Raw genomic sequence first — 20,501 nt, 5'->3', positions numbered from 1 at the left:
CCAAACCGGACGAAGACATGTCCGTCCGATGAGACGAGATCTCCGCCGTGCGGACCTGTACGGACCCACGAGAGCCCATGCTGGAGGGCATGACCGATCTGGAGGCAGCACTGCGCAGGGCCGTCCGCGGCGAGGTCGGGTTCGACGTCACCTCCCGGGCGCTGACCACCATGGACGCCTCGAACTACCGGAGGGTCCCGCTCGGTGTCGTGGCGCCGAGGGACGCCGACGACGTGGCGGCGGTACTGGAGGTGTGCCGGGAGCACGGCGTACCGGTCGTGGCGCGCGGCGGCGGGACGTCGATCGCCGGGCAGGCGACGGGCACGGGCGTGGTGCTGGACTTCACCCGGCACATGAACCGGCTGCTCGCCCTCGATCCGGAGGCGCGTACGGCCGTCGTCCAGCCGGGGCTGGTCCTCGACCGCCTCCAGGACGCCGCCGCCCCGCACGGGCTGCGCTTCGGCCCCGACCCCTCCACCCACAGCCGCTGCACGCTCGGCGGCATGATCGGCAACAACTCCTGCGGCTCCCACTCGGTGGCCTGGGGCACGACGGCGGACAGCGTGCGCGAACTGTCGGTGCTGACCGCGCGCGGCCGGCGGCTGCGGCTCGGGCCGGAGTGGGCCGGCGCCCCGGAGGGCCTGCGCGACCTCGTGGACGGCGACCTGGCCCGCCTGCGCACCGGCTTTCCCGACCTCCCCCGCCGCATCTCCGGCTACGCGCTGGACGCCCTGCTCGCGGAGAAGGGCGCGGACGTGGCCCGCTCCTTCTGCGGCTCGGAGGGCACACTCGGCGTGCTGACCGAGGCGGTCGTGCGGCTGGTCGAGTCGCCCCGCGCGCGTGCGCTGGCGGTGCTGGGATACGCCGACGAGGCGGGCGCGGCCGAGGCGGCGGCCGGGTTGCTGCCGCTCGGCCCGCTGACCGTGGAGGGCATGGCGGTGGACCTGGTGCCGTCCACGGAAGGGCTGCCGCGGGGCGGGGCCTGGCTGTTCGTGGAGACCGGCGGCGACACGGAGGCGGAGGCCCGCGCGCGTGCGGAGGCGGTGGTCCGCGCGGCGGACGTGGTGGACGCCCTCGTGGTCACCGACCCGGCCGGGCAGCGGACGCTGTGGCGGATCAGGGAGGACGCGAGCGGTACGGCGACGCGGATGCCGGACGGCAGGGAGGCGTGGCCGGGGTGGGAGGACTGCGCGGTGCCGCCGGCCCGGCTGGGCGGCTATCTGCGCGACTTCCGGCGCCTGCTCACCGCCCACGATCTGCGCGGCACGCCGTACGGGCACTTCGGTGACGGCTGCATCCACGTACGCATCGACTTCGACCTGCTGACGGAGGCCGGGGTGGCCCGCTTCCGCCGCTTCTCGCAGGAGCTGGCGGACGTGGTCGTGGCGCACGGCGGCTCCCTCTCCGGGGAGCACGGCGACGGGCAGGCACGGGCCGAGCTGCTGCCGAGGATGTACGGCGCGGAGACGGTCGCCCTCTTCGAACGCGCGAAGGCCGTCTGGGACCCGGACGACCTCCTCAACCCGGGGATGCTGGTCCGACCGGCGCCGCTCGACGCGAACCTGCGCTTTGCCGTGTTGCCGCGAGAGCCCGTGGACGTGGAGTTCGGCTACCCGTCCGACGGCGGCGACTTCTCGGCGGCGGTACGCCGCTGCGTGGGGGTCGCCAAGTGCCGTACGACGTCCGTGTCCGGGCCGGCGGTGATGTGCCCGTCGTTCCGCGCGACGGGGGACGAGGCGCACTCCACGCGCGGCCGGGCCCGTCTGCTGCACGAGATGCTCGCGGGTGAGCTGGTGACGGACGGCTGGCGCTCGCCGGAGGTCCGGGACGCCCTGGACCTGTGCCTGTCCTGCAAGGGCTGCCGCTCCGACTGCCCGGTCGAGGTCGACATGGCCACGTACAAGGCGGAGTTCCTGCACCACCACTACGAGGGGCGCCGCCGGCCCGCCGCCCACTACACGATGGGCTGGCTGCCGGTGTGGCTGCGCTGGGCGGCACGGGCGCGGATGGCGCCGGTCGTCAACGCGCTCGCGTCGGTACGGCCGTTGGCCGCGGTGGCGAAACGGCTCGGCGGGATCGCGGGCGAGCGGGAGGTGCCGCGGCTGGCGGGGGAGACGTTCAGCGGGTGGTGGCGGGGGCGGGGCGGACCGGCCGAGGGAGGGGACCTGGTGGTCCTGTGGCCCGACACCTTCACCGAACACCTCTCGCCCTCCGTGGGCCGGGCGGCCGTACGGGTGCTGGAGGCGGCCGGGCTGCGGGTGGTGCTGCCGCCGACGCTGCGGGGACGGGCGGTGGTCGGGGACGGTACGTCGAGGTCGGCGGCCCCGCTCCTGTCTTCGCTGACGGCACGCCGGAGCCGGGTCTGCTGCGGCCTGACGTACGTGTCCACGGGTCAACTGGACCGCGCCCGCGCGGTGCTGCGCCGCACGCTGGACCTGATGGCCCCGGTGCTGGAGACGTCCGCGCCGGTCGTCGTCCTGGAGCCGAGCTGCGCCGCCGCCCTGCGCACGGACCTGCCCGAGCTGCTGCACGACGACCCGCGCGCGGCCCGGCTGGCCTCACGCGTCCTGACCTTCGCGGAGGCCCTGGAACGCCACGCCCCCGACTGGACCCCGCCCGCCGTGAACCGTCCAGTCGCCGGCCAGACCCACTGCCACCAGCACGCGGTCCTGGGCGACGCGGCCGACCGTCGGCTGCGCGAGTCGGCGGGCCTGACCGGCGAGCTGAGCGGCGGCTGCTGCGGCCTCGCGGGCAACTTCGGCTTCGAGGCCGGCCACTACGAGGTGTCGGCCGCGTGCGCGGAGGACCAGCTCCTCCCGGCGGTCCGCGAGGCGCCCGGGGGCGCGGTGGTCCTGGCGGACGGTTTCTCGTGCCGGACCCAGCTGGAGCAGCTGGCGGGTGTGCGGGGGCGGCATCTGGCGGAGGTGCTGGCGGAGGGGCTGGAGTGAGGCTGCCGGGGGCTTCTACGGCTGGTGGAAAACGACCTCCGGGTGGGAGGACGTAGGACCATTGAGGAGCGGCTGGGGGACGCCCCGCAGGTGGAGGTCGAAGAAGGCCCGGACATAGTCGCGGGTGAGGTACCAACCCCGCTCACCCGGGAGGGGAACCTCCGGATCAGCGAGCCCCAGCTGCTCGGCCAGCCAGGGGATGTCGGTGAAGGAGAAGTGCCCGGCCCCCGTTACGGTCAGCCAGCGTTTCCAGCCGTACAGGCGGTTCCAGGTGGCGGCCCAGTCGCTGCCGGTGTTGGCGGGACCATGGACGGCCTCGGCGCCGATCATCATGAACGGGCGCCGGCCGAGCCCGGCCCCCGCGTCGCGTACGAAGAAGCCGCCGTCCAGGTTGACCCCCGCCCGCACCCGGCGGTCGGCCTCCATCGTCGCCATGGCGGCCGCTCCGCCGATCGAGTGCCCGGCGACACCGATACGGCGCGGATCGATCACGTGCGCCAGTGCCCCCGCTCTCCGGCGGTCGGTCAGCTCGTCGATCACGAAGGACAGGTCCGCCGCCCGGCCTGCCACGACGGTCGCCTCCTCGACATCGACGCCGACGCGGTCGCAGGCCACGCACGGCGGGACCCGCCCCCCGGGGAACTCCGTCCCGACGGACTCGTAGGCGTGGTCCACGGCGGCGACGACGTAACCGCGGGCGGCCAGTTCCTCGGCGAGCGCGGTGAGCGTGGTGCGCGGCATCGAGAAACCGGGGGACAGCAGGACGAGGGGGAAGCGGCCCGGCGCAGGGGCCGCGTCGACCTGCGCGTGCGTCCGCGTTCCCGCGACCGTCGCGGCCGGTACGACCCCGGCGAGCCCCTTGGCCTCCAGGAGCCGTCGCGCCTCGCTCTCGGTCATGTACCCCGCCGTGTCCCCGCCGGACGAGCGCGCCGGGTAGGACACGGACACCATCAGCTCCCTGCCCCGGGCCGTCGGCACCCAGGGGTCGGTGCGGTGCCGGTCGACGAGGTGCAGGGTGCGGCGGCCGACGGGGCGGGGACCGGTGGGGGAGGGCAGCTCCAAGGTGTCGGTGGCGGCCGACGACGCGGGCGCGGCCCCCAGGAGGGGGACGGACACGGCTCCCGCGAGCAGTGCGGTCAGGACGGATCTGCGTGAGGTGCGTGATCTGCCGGTCATGCGCACGACGTTAGGCGCCGGCGCCTGCTCAACACGTCGGCCTGCGGCGGTACTTGGGTGTACGCCCGGAGACTGACCCCCGGGGCCCCGGATGGCACCGTGGAATCAGTTCAGGCCCCGGAGCCCGCGTCCCCGGCTCTCGGCCACGCGCAGCGCCGCCGGGCGGCCATGAGAATGCCGGGGCGGCGAGTTCGCACCTGCTGGTCGTTGGGCGTCGGCCCGGCTGAGGCGGCGGAACCGCGTGCAGCGGTCATCGCGTGATCGTTCGTATGCACGGTTCGGGTGATCAGGTGGAGGCGGAGTCGCGGTGGCGGGGTGGTAGGCGGACGTGGGTGGTCGGGGGCGGTGCGGTCGTCGTCGCGTTGGCGGTCGCCGTGGGGATGGTGGTCGCCGACGGGGGGCCGGACGACATCGCAGCGCCGTACGGATGCGGGACCGGCACCGTCGACCACGGCACCGCGGCCTCCGCGCCCGTGCCGGACGGTGCCGCCGACTTCGACGGGGACGGGCACCCCGACCTGGCCCTCGGCTCGATGGGGAGCGTGGCGGACGGGGCCGGCGGCGGCAGTGTCGAGGTCGTGTACGGGGCCGGGGACGGGACAAGGGTCGACCGGTGTCAGTACCTGACGCAGGACGACCCCGGGATACCGGGCGGCAATCGGGACGAGGCGTTCTTCGGGAGCGATGTCGTGGCTCGCGACTTCGACGGGGACGGGTACACCGACCTCGCCGCCTCCGTCTTCGACTGGAAGCCGAGCGTGATCATCTTGTGGGGGTCCGAGGACGGGCTCTCGCGTGCCGTCCGGGTGCCGGGGACGGACGGCAGCCACGTCTCCTGGGGAGACGACCCGATCCTGGACGAGCAGCTCGTCGGCGGTGACTTCGACGGTGACGGGCACGCGGACCTGGTCTTCGGGCTCGGCTCGGGCAAGGGGCTGCTCAAGGGGCCCTTCGGGCGGGACGGCACCCCCGCCGCGACGGGCCCCGTCCCCGCTCCGCGCCGTCCCGCCCCGGACGTCGCGGCCGCGAACTACGACGACCTGCTCGCCGGGGACCTCGACGGCGACGGCGTCGACGACCTGGTGAGCTTCCACGACGCCGACACCGGACCCGAGGTTCCCTGGCGCGAGAGGAACCAGCCGGTGAGCTACCTGCGCGGCGGCCGGGCCGGCTTCACGCAGCCCGAGGGCACCCGGCTCCCCGACGCGGGCGAGGGGGCGATCGGCGACGTGGACGGCGACGGGTACGGCGACCTGGTCCTCAGTCCCCGGGGCGGCGACGCGAGCCGCAGCTCGGTGACGGTGGTCTACGGGTCGAAGACCGGGCCGGGGGAGCGGACGACGACCGTCGACCGCGACACCCCCGGCGTACCCGACGAGGAACCCCAGGACGAGGACGCCGTCTTCACCGGCCTGGACACGGGCGACGTCAACGGCGACGGGTACGCCGACGTGGTCGCCGGGGCTCCCCGGTGGGACGTGTACGGAGAGCCGGGGCCGGAGCAGGTGCTGTACCTGAAGGGCGGGCCGGACGGGCTCAGCGGTGCGGGCGCCCGGCTGTTCGACGGGGACGACCTGGGCGCCGCGCCGGGCGGGGACGCCGACTTCGGCAGCGCCGTGGGCCTCACCGACCTCGACGGCGACGGTCACGCCGACCTCGTGGTGACCGCGCCGGGCAGCGACACGGTCGACGGCGTCGCCCACCTGCTGCCCGGTACCGCGGACGGTCCCTCCACCGCGGGCGTCACCCGGCTGTCGGGGGACGTCTTCGACGACACCGAGGGGCTGGGCCTGCTGATGGGTGGCGGGGAGATCGCCCACTAGGCAGCCCGTCTCTTGCGGCCGCTGCCGTCGGTTCCGGCATTCTCCGGCAGCTGCGCTGTGATCTAGGACCGGAACTGACCTATACGGCCCCTAACGTGTTCCTTGACCGACGGAGCAGGAACACCGGAAGGCGGAGACCATGACCACCAGCGAGTCCTTCACCAGCGAGCCCACCACCCCCGACCTGACCGAGGCCCCGGCCCTCACCGGCGAGCGTGCGGACCTGCTGGAGACGCTGGCCAAGCACCGGCACTTCCTGCGGTTCACCACCCGTGACCTCACCGACGAGCAGGCCGGACTCCGGACCACCGCCAGTGAGCTGTGCCTGGGCGGCCTGATCAAGCACGTCACCGCGGTCGAGCGGAACTGGGCCGGCTTCATCGTGGACGGCCCCTCCGCGATGGGTGACTTCACCGCCATGACCGAGGCCGACTGGGCCCGGCGGGCCGACGAGTTCAAGATGCTGCCCGGCGAGACGCTGGCCGGTGTGCTGGACGACTACGCCGAGGCGGCCCGCCGGACCGAGGAACTGGTCGCCACGCTGCCCGACCTGGGGGCCACGCAGCCGTTGCCGAAGGCGCCGTGGTTCGAGGCCGACGCCGAGTGGTCGGCGCGCCGGGTGCTGATGCACATCATCGCCGAGACCGCCCAGCACGCGGGTCACGCCGACATCATCCGGGAGTCCCTGGACGGCGCCAAGAGCATGGGGTGACCGGCGGCGGCCCGGTCGAGCGGGATCCGGCGGGTGCGCCGGGGTGATCACCCGTAGAGCGAGCGGGCCCCCGGGCTGCCGTCCTCGAAGCGCCGGCCCATGGCGATCTCCTCGCCGATCACCGACCAGACCGTCTCCTCGTCCTCCTCGTCCCGGAAGGGGAGCGGGTCGATACGGCTCGTCTCCCGGCGGATGCGCTCCACCTCGCGGTCGAGCCGCTCGAAGCCGGCTTCCTCGTCGTCGTCGCCGTCAAAGGCGAACTCCGCCAGCAGGCGCTGGAAGCGGACGGCGACCCGGACGAGGGAGGAGACGTCCGTGTGCAGTTCCCGCACCGTCTCCTCGTCGGCGTCGAAGGCGTACACCTTGCCGGAACCCGGGTCGAGGGCGAGGTGGGCGTTGAGGAGCCAGCCGAAGACGGGCCAGTCGGCCGCTTCCGGCGGGGCGTCCTCGAAGTCCCCGGTGTCGACGACGCATCCGATCACGGGCAGCCGTCCGGTGTCCTCGTCCGGCTCACGCAGCCAGAGCGTCCCGGTGGGGACGCCGACGGTCCGCAGGAGGCGGGCGCCCTCGGTGTCCGCGGCGAGGGGCGGGAAGGCGGCGGCGGGCAGGGTCGCGAGCCGGGACTCGCCGAAGGCGTCGACGAGTTCGCCGCGGGTGACGTCGAAAAGCACTGCCGGGACTCCTCACTCGGCCGGGCCACGGGCGCCGTGGCGCGCCGGCCGGATCACTTCACGGTCGCTGTGACACCGTTGCCACAACCGGTGCTCAGGGCACTGTTTCGCCCCGCACCAGCGGGCGGCACACCGGCTGGACGTCCTCGGGGAGTTCGTCCGGGCGGCACCAGCGGGCCTCCAGGATCTCGGACGGGTCCAGGCGCAGCTCGCCGCCGACCAGCCGGGCCTCGTACGCCACCTCCAGGCGGGTGCGCAGGCCGCTGTTCAGCATGACCAGCCGGCCCACCTCCACGTCGAGGCCGGTCTCCTCCCTGACCTCCCGGACGACGGTCTGCCGGAAGTCCTCGCCCTGGTGCGCGAAGCCACTCGGCAGACCCCACTGGCGGCCCGGCGCCCACATCCGGTGCTTCAGCATCAGGACCCGCCCCTCGCCGTCCCGCACGACGCCGGTCACACCGACCACGAACTTGGCGTTCACCAGCCACATCAGGCGGCTCTGGACGGGGCGCAGCAGGCGCCAGAGGCGGGTCGGGAGTCGGCTCACCCGGTGGACGGTACCCGCTCGCCTCGCGGCCGGGACCGGGCGGTCCCGGCTCGCCCGGCGGACGGGCGTTGACAGCCGTACGTCCCGGCCCTGACAGTTGCGTAAAAGCGCTACATGCCTGACAGCGTCCATTACGCTGGACCGTGCAGTGCAGCATGCTGAACGTAGCCCACCCGCACACCGTCCCGGAGCCCCCGTGAGTACCCCCAGCGCCACCCCCGGCACCTCGTCCCAGGTCGCCGCGCCCGCCGTCGGCCACGCGTCCGTGCCGGACGGTGCGCCGGGCGGGCGGTCCGGTGCCCTCGGCCCGGTCGGCCTGGTCCTCGCCGGTGGCGTCTCCGTGCAGTTCGGTGCCGCGCTGGCGGTGAGCCTGATGCCGCGGGCCGGAGCGCTCGGCGTGGTGACCCTGCGGCTGGCCGTGGCCGCCGTCGTCATGCTCGTGGTGTGCCGGCCCCGGCTGCGCGGCCACTCCCGGGCCGACTGGGGCACGGTCGTCGTCTTCGGCATCGCCATGGCGGGGATGAACGGCCTCTTCTACCAGGCCGTCGACCGCATCCCGCTCGGCCCCGCCGTCACCCTGGAGGTGCTCGGCCCGCTCGCCCTGTCCGTGGTCGCCTCCCGCCGCGCGGTCAACCTGGTCTGGGCCGGGCTCGCCCTGGTGGGCGTCTTCCTGCTGGGCGGTGGCGGCTTCGACGGCCTCGACCCGGCCGGTGCCGCCTTCGCCCTGGCGGCGGGCGCCATGTGGGCGGCGTACATCGTCTTCAGCGCCCGCACCGGACGCCGCTTCCCGCAGGCCGACGGACTGGCCCTGGCGATGGCGGTCGGAGCGCTGCTGTTCCTGCCGCTGGGTGTCGTCGAGTCGGGGGCGAAGCTGATCGACCCGGTGACGCTCGCGCTGGGCGCCGGGGTCGCCCTGCTCTCCTCCGTCCTGCCCTACACCCTCGAACTGCTCGCCCTGCGCCGCCTGCCCGCGCCGACCTTCGCCGTCCTCATGAGCCTGGAGCCCGCCATCGCCGCGGCGGCCGGTTTCCTCATCCTCGACCAGGCCCTGACCGCCACCCAGTCCGCCGCCGTCGCGCTGGTCGTCGTGGCGAGCATGGGCGCGGTACGGACCCAGGTGGGGCGTCGGGGCGGAGGACGCCGGGGGCGCCGGACCAAGGCAGCGCCCGACGTCCCCTAGGTCGTCCAGGCGAGTCGTCCAGACGAGGCGACCAGGTGAAGCCGACCGTCCTGCCGGAGGCCGCGTTCCTCTCCATGGTTCCTCTCCGTGGTCCGTCTCCGTGGTCCGGCTCCATGGAGTCGACGGCCCGGCCGGCCGAGAAGAGACGGTCCGGCCGGCCGAGAGGAAACGAGAGCGCGCGACCGTCCAGCGGCCTGGCGCATCGATGCCGGGCCGCTTCGGCCTTCCCCGCCTTCGCCCTCGCTCAAAATCATGCAAGCGTGCTTGATTGTTACCGGCCGCCCTGCCATGCTCCTCCCCACACCGCGCCGCACATCGCCGTGCCCGAGGGGAGCGACCGTGTCCGACCCGACGCCCGTGATCGACGACCTGCGCGAGGAGGGCGAGGAACTCGACGCCCTGGTCGCCGGATCGAGACCGGAGGACTGGCGGCTGGCCACCCCGGCGCCCGGCTGGACGATCGCCCACCAGATCGCGCACCTGAACTGGACCGACCGGGCCGCCCTGGTCGCCGTCACCGACGAGGACGGGTTCAAGGCGCTGGTCGAGCAGGCCCTCGCCGCGCCCGACCGCTACGTCGACGACGGCGCCGAGGAGGGGGCGAAGCAGGACCCCGCCGCGCTGCTGGCGGCCTGGCGGCAGGACCGCACCGCCCTCGACGAGGCGCTGCGCGCCGCCGCCCCCGGTGCCCGCTTCCCCTGGTACGGCCCGCCCATGGCCACCGCCTCCATGGCCACCGCCCGCCTGATGGAGACCTGGGCGCACGGCCTCGACATCGCGGCGACCCTCGGTGTGTCCCGCCCGCCCACCGACCGCCTGCGGCACGTCGCCCGCATCGGCGTCCGGGCCCGGGACTTCGCCTACGCCGCCCACGGGCTCACCCCGCCCGCCGAGCCCTTCCGCGTCGAACTCACCGGCCCGGGCGGCGACCTGTGGACGTACGGCCCCGAGGACGCCCCGCAGCGTGTCACCGGCCCCGCGCTCGACTTCTGCCTCCTCGCCACCCAGCGCGCCCACCGCGCCGACCTCGCCCTCACCGCCGAGGGCCCGGACGCCGACCGCTGGCTGGACATCGCCCAGGCCTTCGCCGGACCGCCCGGAGCCGGGCGCCCGCCACAGGGGGAGCCCCGGTGAGCGTGCTCCGCGTCGGCAACGCCTCCGGGTTCTACGGCGACCGCTTCTCCGCCATGCGCGAGATGCTCACCGGCGGCGAGCTGGACGTCCTCACCGGCGACTACCTCGCCGAGCTGACCATGCTCATCCTGGGCCGGGACCGGCTGAAGGACCCCGGCGCCGGATACGCCCGCACCTTCCTGCGGCAGGTGGAGGAGTGCCTCGGGCTCGCCCACGAGCGGGGCGTGCGGATCGTCGCCAACGCGGGCGGCCTCAACCCGGCCGGACTCGCCGACGCCGTACGGGCACTGGCCGAGCGGCTCGGCATCCCGGTGCGGGTCGCGCACGTCGAGGGCGACGACCTCACCGCCGCCCACCCGGGAGCACTGGCCGCGCACGCCTACCTCGGCGGCTTCGGCATCGCCGCATGCCTGCGGGCCGGCGCCGAGGTGGTCGTCACGGGCCGCGTCACCGACGCCGCGCTGGTCACCGGACCCGCCGTCGCACACTTCGGCTGGGAGCCGACGGAGTACGACCGGCTCGCGGGCGCGGTCGTCGCCGGGCACCTGCTGGAGTGCGGGGCACAGGCGACCGGCGGCAACTACGCCTTCTTCCAGGACGGCGACGTACGGCGGCCCGGCTTCCCGCTCGCCGAACTGCACGCCGACGGCACCTCGGTCATCACCAAGCACGACGGCACCGGCGGCTTCGTCGACGTCGGCACGGTCACCGCCCAGCTGCTGTACGAGACGGGCGGCGCCCGGTACGCCGGGCCCGACGTCACCGCCCGGCTGGACACCGTACGGCTCGGCCAGGAGGGGCCCGACCGGGTCCGCGTCGAGGGCGTGCGCGGCGAGGCACCGCCGCCCACCCTCAAGGTCGGCCTCAACCGCCTCGGCGGCTTCCGCAACGAGGTCGCCTTCGTCCTCACCGGCCTGGACATCGAGGCCAAGGCCGACCTGGTCCGGGCGCAGCTGGAACCAGCCCTCGGCAAGATCACCGACGTCCGCTGGGACCTGGCCCGCACCGACCGGCCCGACGCCCCCACCGAGGAGACGGCCAGCGCCCTGCTGCGGCTCGTCGTCCGGGACGCCGACCAGCAGGTCGTCGGGCGGGCGCTGAGCGGCGCCGCGATCGAACTGGCCCTGGCCGGCTACCCCGGGTTCCATGTGCTGGCGCCACCCGGGAAGGGCGCGCCCTATGGGGTCTTCGAGGATGTGTACGTCCCCCATGGGGCCGTCGACCATGTGGCCGTCCTCCATGACGGGCGGCGCCTGACCGTGGCACCACCCCCGGCCCAGGACACCGTCGTACTCGCACCCGTACCGGAACCACCCCTGCCGAGGCCGCTCCCCCCGGGACCCGTCCGCCGCGCCCCCCTCGGACTCGTCGCCGGTGCCCGCAGCGGCGACAAGGGCGGCAACGCCAACGTCGGCGTGTGGGCGCGGACCGACGACGCCTGGCGCTGGCTCGCCCACGAGCTGACCGCCGACCGCTTCCGCGAGCTGATCCCCGAGGCCCGCGACCTGCCCGTCACCCGGCACCAGCTCCCCAACCTGCGCGCCCTCAACTTCGTCGTCGAGGGCATCCTCGGCGAGGGCGTCGCCGCGCAGGCCCGCTTCGACCCGCAGGCCAAGGCGCTCGGCGAATGGCTGCGCGCCCGGCACCTGGACATCCCGGAGGTTCTGCTGTGACCGTCCCGCCGTACGCCCCGGGGAGCCCGCTGTGACCGTCCTCGCCTCCGCCCTGGACCCCACCGACCCCGACCACCGCGCCCACCGCGAGGCGATGCTCGCCAAACTCGCCGACCTGGACGCCGAACACGCCAAGGCCCTCGCGGGCGGCGGCGAGAAGTACGTCGCCCGGCACCGGGGGCGCGGCAAGCTCCTCGCCCGCGAGCGCATCGAGCTGCTCCTGGACCCCGACACGCCCTTCCTGGAGCTGTCCCCGCTGGCGGCCTGGGGGAGCGAGTACACGGTCGGCGCCTCGCTCGTCACCGGCATCGGCGTCGTCGAGGGCGTCGAGTGCCTGATCACCGCCAACGACCCGACCGTGCGCGGCGGTGCCAGCAATCCCTGGTCGCTGAAGAAGGCCCTGCGCGCCAACGACATCGCCCTCGCCAACCGGCTGCCCTGCATCAGCCTCGTCGAGTCCGGCGGCGCCGACCTGCCCTCCCAGAAGGAGATCTTCATCCCCGGCGGCGCGATCTTCCGGGACCTCACCCGGCTGTCGGCGGCCGGCATCCCCACCGTCGCCGTCGTCTTCGGCAACTCGACCGCCGGGGGCGCCTACATCCCCGGCATGTCCGACCACGTGATCATGGTCAAGGAACGCGCCAAGGTGTTCCTCGGCGGGCCGCCGCTGGTCAAGATGGCCACCGGCGAGGAGAGCGACGACGAGTCGCTGGGCGGCGCCGAGATGCACGCCCGCACCTCCGGCCTCGCCGACCACTTCGCCGTCGACGAACCGGACGCCCTGCGCCAGGCCCGCCGCGTCGTCGCCCGCCTCAACCACCGCAAGGCGTACGCCGACCCGCCCCTCGCCGAGCCGCCCGAGTACGACCCCGAGGAACTCCTCGGCATCGTCCCCGGCGACCTGCGCACCCCCTTCGACCCGCGCGAGGTGATCGCCCGGGTCGTCGACGCCTCCGACTTCGACGAGTTCAAACCGCTGTACGGGACCAGCCTGACCACCGGCTGGGCGAGCCTGCACGGCTACCCGGTCGGCATCCTCGCCAACGCCCAGGGCGTCCTGTTCAGCGAGGAGTCGCAGAAGGCCGCCCAGTTCATCCAGCTCGCCAACCAGCGCGACATCCCGCTCCTGTTCCTCCACAACACCACCGGCTACATGGTCGGCAAGGAGTACGAACAGGGCGGCATCATCAAGCACGGCGCCATGATGATCAACGCGGTCTCCAACTCCCGCGTCCCCCACCTGTCCGTCCTGCTGGGCGCCTCCTACGGCGCCGGCCACTACGGCATGTGCGGCCGCGCCTACGACCCCCGCTTCCTCTTCGCCTGGCCCAGCGCCAAGTCCGCCGTCATGGGCCCGCAGCAGCTCGCCGGCGTGCTCTCCATCGTCGCCCGCCAGTCCGCCGCCGCGAAGGGACAGCCGTATGACGACGAGGGCGACGCCGCCCTGCGCGCCATGGTGGAGCAGCAGATCGAGTCCGAGTCGCTGCCCATGTTCCTGTCCGGGCGGCTCTACGACGACGGCGTCATCGACCCGCGCGACACCCGCACCGTCCTCGGCCTGTGCCTGTCCGCCCTCCACACCGCCCCCTACGAGGGCGCGCGCGGCGGCTTCGGCGTCTTCCGGATGTGAGGAACCACATGATTGCTTCCGTACTGGTCGCCAACCGGGGCGAGATCGCCTGCCGCGTCTTCCGCACCTGCCACGCGTGGGGAATCCGGACCGTCGCCGTGCACTCGGACGCCGACGAGAACGCCCTCCACGCGCGCGTGGCCGACGCGGCCGTACGCCTGCCGGGCGCGTCCCCCGCCGACACCTACCTGCGCGGCGACCTGATCGTGAAGGCCGCCGTCGCCGCCGGGGCCGACGCCGTCCACCCCGGCTACGGCTTCCTCTCCGAGAACGCCGACTTCGCGCGCGCCGTGCGGGACGCGGGCCTGGTGTGGATCGGACCGCCGCCCGAGGCCATCGAGGCGATGGCGTCCAAGACCCGCGCCAAGGAGCTGATGGGCATCGCGCCCCTCACGGACGTCACCGAGGCCGACCTGCCGGTGCTGGTGAAGGCGGCGGCGGGCGGCGGCGGACGCGGCATGCGCGTCGTACGGGACCTCGCCGACCTCGACGCGGAACTGACCGCCGCCCGCGCGGAGGCCACGAGTGCCTTCGGCGACGGCGAGGTCTTCGTCGAGCCGTACCTGGAGAACGGCCGCCATATCGAGGTGCAGGTCCTCGCCGACACCCACGGCACCGTCTGGGCGCTCGGCACCCGCGACTGCTCCCTCCAGCGCCGCCACCAGAAGGTGATCGAGGAGGCCCCGGCACCCGGCCTGACCGCCGCACTCACCGCCGAACTCCACGACCTCGCCGTACGCGCCGCCCGCGCCGTCGACTACGTCGGCGCGGGCACCGTCGAGTTCCTCGTCGCCGACGGCGAGGCGCACTTCCTGGAGATGAACACCCGCCTCCAGGTCGAGCACCCCGTCACGGAAGCGGTCTTCGGCATCGACCTCGTCGCCCTCCAGCTCCGGATCGCCGAGGGCCACGCCCTCGAAAACGATCCCCCGCGCGCGCGTGGCCACGCCGTCGAGGCCCGCCTGTACGCCGAGGACCCGGCGAACGGCTGGGCCCCGCAGACCGGCCGCCTGCACCGCCTCACCGTGCCCGACGGCATCCGTCTGGACACCGGCTACACCGACGGCGACGACATCGGCGTCCACTACGACCCGATGCTCGCCAAGGCGGTCGCCCAGGCACCCACGCGCGCGGAGGCCGTCCGCCGACTCGCCGGCGCCCTGGAACGGGCGGCGATCCACGGCCCGGTCACCAACCGCGACCTCCTCGTCCGCTCCCTGCGCCACGAGGAGTTCACCTCCGGCCGCATGGACACCGGCTTCTACGACCGCCACCTGGCCGCCCTCACCGAGTCGGCCCCCGACCCCCTCGCCCCGCTCGCCGCCGCCCTCGCCGACGCGAGCACCCGTACGGGCCGCTTCGGCGGCTGGCGCAACCTGCCCTCGCAACCGCAGGTCAAGCGCTACACCATGGCGGGCGAGGAACACGAGGTCCGCTACCACCACACCCGCACCGGCCTCACCGCCGACGGCGTCCGCGTCGTCCACGCCGACGCCGAACGGGTCGTCCTCGAAACGGACGGCGTCCGACGCCGCTTCGACATCGCCCGCCACGGCGACCAGATCCACGTCAACGCCACCGCACTGACCGCCCTGCCCCGCTTCCCCGACCCCACCACCCAGCACGCCCCCGGCTCCCTCCTGGCCCCCATGCCGGGCACGGTCGTCCGCGTCGCGGAGGGCCTGACGGAGGGCACCACCGTCCGGGCGGGCCAGCCCCTCCTGTGGCTGGAGGCCATGAAGATGGAGCACAGGATCACGGCTCCGACCACGGGAGTTCTGACGGCCCTGAACGCTGTGCCCGGCCACCAGGTCACGGTCGGCTCTCTCCTGGCGGTAGTGCGGGAGACCTAGGGGCGCGAGGCACCGCGCGAGCCACCACACACCACCCGCACCCGAAGGAGCACAGTGACCACCCTCATCGAATCCGAAGAGCACAAGTCCCTCCGCGCAGCGGTGTCCGCCTTCGCCCAGACCCACCCCCACACCACCAACCCCGAAGACGGCACCCGCCTCTGGCAAGACGCCGCCAAGCTCGGCTACATAGGCGTCAACCTGCCGACGGCATACGGCGGAGGCGGCGCCGGCATCACCGAACTCTCCCTCGTCCTGGAAGAGATGGGCGCCGCCGGCAGCCCCCTCCTCATGATGATCGTCTCCCCGGCGATCTGCGGCACCGTCATCGCCCGCTTCGGCACCGAGGAACAGAAGCGCGAGTGGCTCCCGCCACTCGCCGACGGCACCCGCCTCATGGCCTTCGGCATCACCGAACCCGACGCCGGTTCCAACAGCCACCGCATCACCACCACCGCCCGCCGCGACGCGGCCACCGGGGACTGGATCCTCACCGGACGCAAGGTCTTCGTCTCCGGGGTGGACATCGCCGACGCCACCCTGATCGTCGGCCGCACCGAAGACGCCCGCACCGGCAGTCTCAAGCCCTGCCTGTTCATCGTCCCGCGCGACGCCCCGGGTTTCGAGCGCCGACCCATCGACATGGAACTGGCCGCCGTGGAGAGGCAGTTCGAGCTGACCCTCGACGACGTGCGCCTTCCCGCCGACGCCCTGGTCGGCGACGAGGACGCGGGCCTCCTCCAGCTCTTCGCGGGCCTCAACCCCGAGCGCGTGATGACGGCCGCCTTCGCGATCGGCATGGGCCGCCACGCGCTCGCGAAAGCCGTCGAGTACGCCCGCGAGCGCACCGTCTGGAAGACGCCCATCGGCGCCCACCAGGCCATCGCGCACCCCCTCGCGCAGGCGCACATCGACCTCGAACTCGCCCGCCTGATGATGCAGAAGGCGGCCCACCTCTACGACGCGGGCGACGACGTCGGCGCGGGCGAGGCCGCCAACATGGCCAAGTACGCGGCCGGCGAGGCCTGCGTGAAGGCCGTCGACCAGGCCGTGCACACCCTCGGCGGCAACGGCCTCACCCGCGAGTTCGGCCTCGCCCGGCTGATCACGGCGTCGCGCGTCGCCCGTATCGCCCCCGTGAGCCGGGAGATGATCCTCAACTACGTCTCCCACCAGACCCTGGGCCTGCCCAAGTCGTACTAGGCCAGTAAGAGGCCATCCAGCCCGCGTTGGAGGAACCGTGTTCCGCAGCGAGTACGCAGACGTCCCGCCCGTCGACCTGCCCATCCACGACGCGGTGCTCGGCGGGGCCGCCGCCTTCGGGAGCGCCCCGGCGCTGATCGACGGCACCGACGGCACCACCCTCACCTACGAGCAGGTGGACCGGTTCCACCGGCGCGTCGCCGCCGCCCTCGCCGAGACCGGCGTGCGCAAGGGCGACGTCCTCGCCCTGCACAGCCCCAACACCGTCGCCTTCCCTCTGGCCTTCTACGCCGCCACGCGCGCGGGAGCCTCCGTCACCACGGTGCACCCGCTCGCCACGGCGGAGGAGTTCGCCAAACAGCTGAAGGACTGCGCGGCCCGCTGGATCGTCACCGTCTCACCGCTCCTGTCCACCGCCCGCCGGGCCGCCGAACTCGCGGGCGGGGTCCAGGAGATCCTGGTCTGCGACAGCGCGCCCGGCCACCGCTCACTCGTCGACATGCTGGCCTCCACCGCGCCCGAACCCTCCGTCGCGATCGACCCGGCCGAGGACGTCGCCGCCCTGCCGTACTCCTCGGGCACCACCGGCACCCCCAAGGGCGTCATGCTCACCCACCGGCAGATCGCCACCAACCTCGCCCAGCTCGAACCGTCGATGCCCACCGCGCCCGGCGACCGCGTCCTCGCCGTGCTGCCGTTCTTCCACATCTACGGTCTGACCGCCCTGATGAACGCCCCGCTCAGGCTCGGCGCCACCGTCGTCGTCCTGCCCCGCTTCGACCTGGAGCAGTTCCTCGCCGCCATCCAGAACCACCGCATCACCAGCCTGTACGTCGCCCCGCCGATCGTCCTGGCCCTCGCCAAGCACCCCCTGGTCGCCGACTACGACCTGTCCTCGCTGAAGTACATCGTCAGCGCCGCCGCCCCGCTGGACGCGCGCCTCGCCGCCGCCTGCTCCCGGCGGCTCGGCCTGCCGCCCGTCGGCCAGGCCTACGGCATGACGGAACTGTCCCCGGGCACCCACGTCGTCCCGCTCGACGCCATGACCGAAGCGCCGCCCGGCACCGTCGGCAAACTCATCGCCGGCACCGAGATGCGCATCGTCTCCCTCACCGACCCCGGCAAGGACCTCCCGGCCGGGGAGTCCGGAGAGATCCTCATCCGCGGCCCCCAGATCATGAAGGGCTACCTGGGCCGCCCCGACGCCACCGCCGCCATGATCGACGGCGACGGCTGGCTGCACACCGGGGACGTCGGACACGCCGACGGCGACGGCTGGCTGTTCGTCGTCGACCGCGTCAAGGAACTGATCAAGTACAAGGGCTTCCAGGTGGCCCCCGCCGAACTCGAGGCCCTCCTGCTCACCCACCCCGGCGTCGCCGACGCGGCCGTCGTCGGCGCCTACAACGACGACGGCAACGAAGTACCGCACGCCTTCGTCGTACGCCAGCCGGCCGCACCCGGCCTCGCGGAGGGCGAGATCATGATGTACGTCGCCGAACGCGTCGCCCCCTACAAGCGCGTCCGCAGGGTCACCTTCGTCGACGCCGTGCCCCGCGCCGCGTCCGGCAAGATCCTCCGCCGACAGCTGAGGGAGCGGCAGTGACCCCGACCGCCCACGTCGGCCGCACGCGCGCGCGGGGCGTCGAAACCCTCACCCTCGACTCCCCGCACAACCGCAACGCCCTGTCCGCCGCCCTCGTCGCCGACCTGGCCACCGCCCTCACCGACGCGGCCGAGGACCCCGGCGTCCGCGCCGTCGTCCTCACCCACACCGGCACCACCTTCAGCGCGGGCGCCGACCTGCGCGACCCGCCCGCCCCGGACGCCCTCGTCGGCCTGCTCCGGCAGCTCGCCGAGGTGCCGAAACCGGTGCTCGCCCGCGTCGCCGGACACGTTCGCGCGGGCGGCCTCGGCCTGGTCGCCGCCTGCGACATCGCGGTGGCGTCCACGGAGTCGACCTTCGCCTTCACCGAGGTCCGGATCGGCGTGGCGCCCGCGGTCATCTCCCTGACCCTGCTGCCGCGCACCGACCCCCGCGCGCTCGCCCGCTACTACCTCACCGGCGAGCGCTTCGACGCCGCCGAGGCCGCCCGCATCGGCCTGGTCACCGCGGCGGGCGACGACGTGGACGCCGTACTCGAACCCGTCCTCGACGGTGTGCGCCGTGCCTCACCGCAGGGCCTGGCCGAGACGAAACGGCTGCTCACGGCTAGGGTGCTGGAGGCCTTCGACCGGGACGCGGCCGACCTGACCGCGCTCTCGGCCCGGCTGTTCGCCTCCCCGCAGGCCCGCGAGGGGATGACGGCCTTCCTCGAACGACGGGATCCGGAATGGGTGGTGTGAGCGGCGCCGTGAACACGGCCGACCGCGCGGAGCGCGTTCCCAAGCAGGACCGGAGCCGGGCCACCCGGCAGCGGCTCCTGGAAGCCGCGGTGGCCTGTCTCGCCGAACGCGGCTGGGCCGGGTCCACGGTCTCCGTCGTCGCCGAACACGCCGGAGTCTCCCGCGGCGCCGCCCAGCACCACTTCCCGACCCGCGAGGACCTCTTCACGGCGGCCGTGGAGTACGTCGCCGAGGAACGCTCCGTGGCGCTGCGCGCCCTGTTCCCCGAGGGCGCCGCCGCCGACGACCGGCGCGCGGTGGTCGCCGCCCTCGTCGACCTCTACACCGGCCCGCTCTTCCGCGCCGCCCTGCACCTGTGGGTGGCCGCCTCCAACGAGGAGCAGCTGCGCGGCCGGGTCACCGAGCTGGAGGCCCGCGTCGGCCGCGAGAGCCACCGCATCGCCGTCGACCTCCTCGGCGCCGACGAGACCCGCCCCGGCGCCCGCGAAACCGTCCAGGGCCTCCTGGACATGGCCCGCGGCCTGGGCCTCGCCAACCTCCTCACCGACGACGGAACACGCCGGGAACGGGTGGTGGAGCAGTGGGCGCGACTGCTGACCCGGGCGCTGGACGCAGAGGCGGACTGACACCGTGGGGGACCGGTTCCAGGTGATCGTCGACCTCGACGCGGACGACGGCGACGCCGAGCGGCTCGCCCGGCGCGTACGGGAGTGGCTCGTGGCTGAGGGCGCCGTCCTCGCCGGGCGCACCCCCGGCGCCGGAACCCGTCACGGACTCAGCCGCTCCACCCGCCAGCCCCCGCCGCCCTCCGCCGTGTACCGCAGCCGGTCGTGCAGCCGGTTCTCGCGGCCCTGCCAGAACTCCACCGCCTCCGGCACCACCCGGAACCCGCCCCAGTGCGGCGGCACCGGCACCTGCTCGCCCTCCGGGTACCGCGCCGCCAGCTCGGCGTACGCCGCGTCCAGGGCGCGGCGGTCCGCCACCACCGAGGACTGGACGCTCGCCCAGGCACCCAGCTGGGAGCCGTGCGGCCGGGTCCGGAAGTACGCGGCGGTCTCGTCCCGCCCGGTGCGGCGCGCGACGCCCGTGACCACGACCTGCCGGGCCATCGGGTGCCAGGGGAACAGCAGCGAGACGTACGGGTTCGCGTCCAGCTCGCGCGCCTTGCGCGAGTCGTAGTTGGTGTAGAAGACGAACCCCTGCTCGTCGAAGTGCTTCAGCAGCACCGTGCGGGAGCTGGGCCGCCCCCGCTCGTCCGCCGTGGAGACGACCATGGCGTTCGGCTCGAACAGCCCGCCGTCCGTCGCCGCCTGCTTGAACCAGCGCGCGAACTGCTCGACGGGCGTCGCCGCCAGCTCGGTCTCGGACAGCCCCTCGGCCCGGTACTGCTTGCGCATCGAAGCGAGATCGAAGGGGACTGAGGCGGCGGCGGGGAGGCCGGTATCGGCTTCGCGATCGGTCACGCCGCCCATCCTGCCGTATCCGCTCCACCGCCCGACCGGGGTGGCACCGAGTGCCGCACCCACTCCCCAAACCTGGCACCCGGAGATATGGTGCTTGGTCCCGCCCCGGCCGGATGACCGACGGCCGTACGGGGCATCACAG

The 20,501-nt window shown here is 73.9% G+C and carries 16 protein-coding genes; 12 read left to right on the top strand and 4 right to left on the bottom strand.

Annotation, left to right across the window (positions count from 1 at the left end; all coding sequences use genetic code 11):
- Window positions 1-89: 89 nt before the first annotated feature.
- Window positions 90-2,948 carry an FAD-binding and (Fe-S)-binding domain-containing protein gene (locus BZZ08_RS29685; protein WP_104635305.1) on the top strand — a complete coding sequence of 953 codons (2,859 nt, stop codon included), beginning with the start codon at window positions 90-92 and terminating at the stop codon, window positions 2,946-2,948.
- A 15-nt stretch (window positions 2,949-2,963) separates the two neighbouring features.
- Here BZZ08_RS29685 and BZZ08_RS29680 read toward each other — a convergent pair whose 3' ends face one another.
- Entirely contained in the window at window positions 2,964-4,124 is a 1,161-nt protein-coding gene (locus tag BZZ08_RS29680; RefSeq protein ID WP_104635294.1) for an alpha/beta hydrolase family protein, read from the bottom strand.
- Between the two features lie 332 nt (window positions 4,125-4,456).
- Between BZZ08_RS29680 and BZZ08_RS29675 the strand changes: the two genes are divergently transcribed.
- Window positions 4,457-5,947 (top strand): FG-GAP-like repeat-containing protein, encoded by a 1,491-nt coding sequence (locus BZZ08_RS29675; RefSeq protein ID WP_198601765.1) that lies wholly within the window; start codon window positions 4,457-4,459, stop codon window positions 5,945-5,947.
- A 139-nt stretch (window positions 5,948-6,086) separates the two neighbouring features.
- Window positions 6,087-6,659, top strand: a complete 573-nt coding sequence (locus tag BZZ08_RS29670) for a DinB family protein (RefSeq protein WP_104635292.1) — start codon at window positions 6,087-6,089, stop codon at window positions 6,657-6,659.
- Window positions 6,660-6,706: 47 nt separating this feature from the next.
- Here BZZ08_RS29670 and BZZ08_RS29665 read toward each other — a convergent pair whose 3' ends face one another.
- Together BZZ08_RS29665 and BZZ08_RS29660 are read right to left on the bottom strand one after the other, a co-directional pair.
- Window positions 6,707-7,330 (bottom strand): SUKH-4 family immunity protein, encoded by a 624-nt coding sequence (locus BZZ08_RS29665; RefSeq protein ID WP_104635291.1) that lies wholly within the window; start codon window positions 7,328-7,330, stop codon window positions 6,707-6,709.
- Between the two features lie 94 nt (window positions 7,331-7,424).
- Entirely contained in the window at window positions 7,425-7,877 is a 453-nt protein-coding gene (locus BZZ08_RS29660) for an NUDIX hydrolase (RefSeq protein ID WP_104635290.1), read from the bottom strand.
- A 196-nt stretch (window positions 7,878-8,073) separates the two neighbouring features.
- Between BZZ08_RS29660 and BZZ08_RS29655 the strand changes: the two genes are divergently transcribed.
- The 9 genes from BZZ08_RS29655 to BZZ08_RS29615 all read left to right on the top strand — a co-directional run bounded on the left by BZZ08_RS29655 (window position 8,074) and on the right by BZZ08_RS29615 (window position 19,522).
- Window positions 8,074-9,057 (top strand): EamA family transporter, encoded by a 984-nt coding sequence (locus BZZ08_RS29655; RefSeq protein ID WP_198601764.1) that lies wholly within the window; start codon window positions 8,074-8,076, stop codon window positions 9,055-9,057.
- Between the two features lie 339 nt (window positions 9,058-9,396).
- Window positions 9,397-10,191, top strand: coding sequence for a TIGR03084 family metal-binding protein (locus BZZ08_RS29650; RefSeq protein WP_198601763.1), 795 nt, complete (start codon window positions 9,397-9,399; stop codon window positions 10,189-10,191).
- Entirely contained in the window at window positions 10,188-11,864 is a 1,677-nt protein-coding gene (locus BZZ08_RS29645) for an acyclic terpene utilization AtuA family protein (RefSeq protein ID WP_104635288.1), read from the top strand. Before BZZ08_RS29650 ends, BZZ08_RS29645 begins: the two co-directional genes overlap by 4 nt.
- 31 nt (window positions 11,865-11,895) lie before the next feature.
- Complete coding sequence (locus BZZ08_RS29640; protein WP_104635287.1) at window positions 11,896-13,494, top strand: acyl-CoA carboxylase subunit beta; 1,599 nt, start codon at window positions 11,896-11,898, stop codon at window positions 13,492-13,494.
- An 8-nt stretch (window positions 13,495-13,502) separates the two neighbouring features.
- On the top strand, window positions 13,503-15,347 hold the full coding sequence (locus tag BZZ08_RS29635; protein WP_104635286.1) for an acetyl/propionyl/methylcrotonyl-CoA carboxylase subunit alpha: 1,845 nt from the start codon (window positions 13,503-13,505) through the stop codon (window positions 15,345-15,347).
- Between the two features lie 54 nt (window positions 15,348-15,401).
- On the top strand, window positions 15,402-16,550 hold the full coding sequence (locus BZZ08_RS29630; protein WP_104635285.1) for an acyl-CoA dehydrogenase family protein: 1,149 nt from the start codon (window positions 15,402-15,404) through the stop codon (window positions 16,548-16,550).
- 37 nt (window positions 16,551-16,587) lie between these two features.
- Window positions 16,588-18,156: a 4-coumarate--CoA ligase family protein gene (locus tag BZZ08_RS29625; RefSeq protein ID WP_104635284.1), complete on the top strand. Its 1,569-nt coding sequence runs from the start codon at window positions 16,588-16,590 to the stop codon at window positions 18,154-18,156.
- Window positions 18,153-18,896: an enoyl-CoA hydratase family protein gene (locus tag BZZ08_RS29620; protein ID WP_104635283.1), complete on the top strand. Its 744-nt coding sequence runs from the start codon at window positions 18,153-18,155 to the stop codon at window positions 18,894-18,896. Before BZZ08_RS29625 ends, BZZ08_RS29620 begins: the two co-directional genes overlap by 4 nt.
- A complete protein-coding gene (locus BZZ08_RS29615) occupies window positions 18,884-19,522 on the top strand; it encodes a TetR/AcrR family transcriptional regulator (protein WP_198601762.1) in 639 nt (212 codons plus the stop codon). Before BZZ08_RS29620 ends, BZZ08_RS29615 begins: the two co-directional genes overlap by 13 nt.
- 141 nt (window positions 19,523-19,663) lie before the next feature.
- Here BZZ08_RS29615 and pdxH read toward each other — a convergent pair whose 3' ends face one another.
- Complete coding sequence (pdxH, locus tag BZZ08_RS29610; protein WP_104635282.1) at window positions 19,664-20,368, bottom strand: pyridoxamine 5'-phosphate oxidase; 705 nt, start codon at window positions 20,366-20,368, stop codon at window positions 19,664-19,666.
- Window positions 20,369-20,501 lie beyond the last annotated feature (133 nt).

Source organism: Streptomyces sp. MH60, assembly GCF_002939385.1.
Lineage (GTDB): Bacteria > Actinomycetota > Actinomycetes > Streptomycetales > Streptomycetaceae > Streptomyces.
This window is presented reverse-complemented; position numbering and strand designations above follow the sequence as displayed.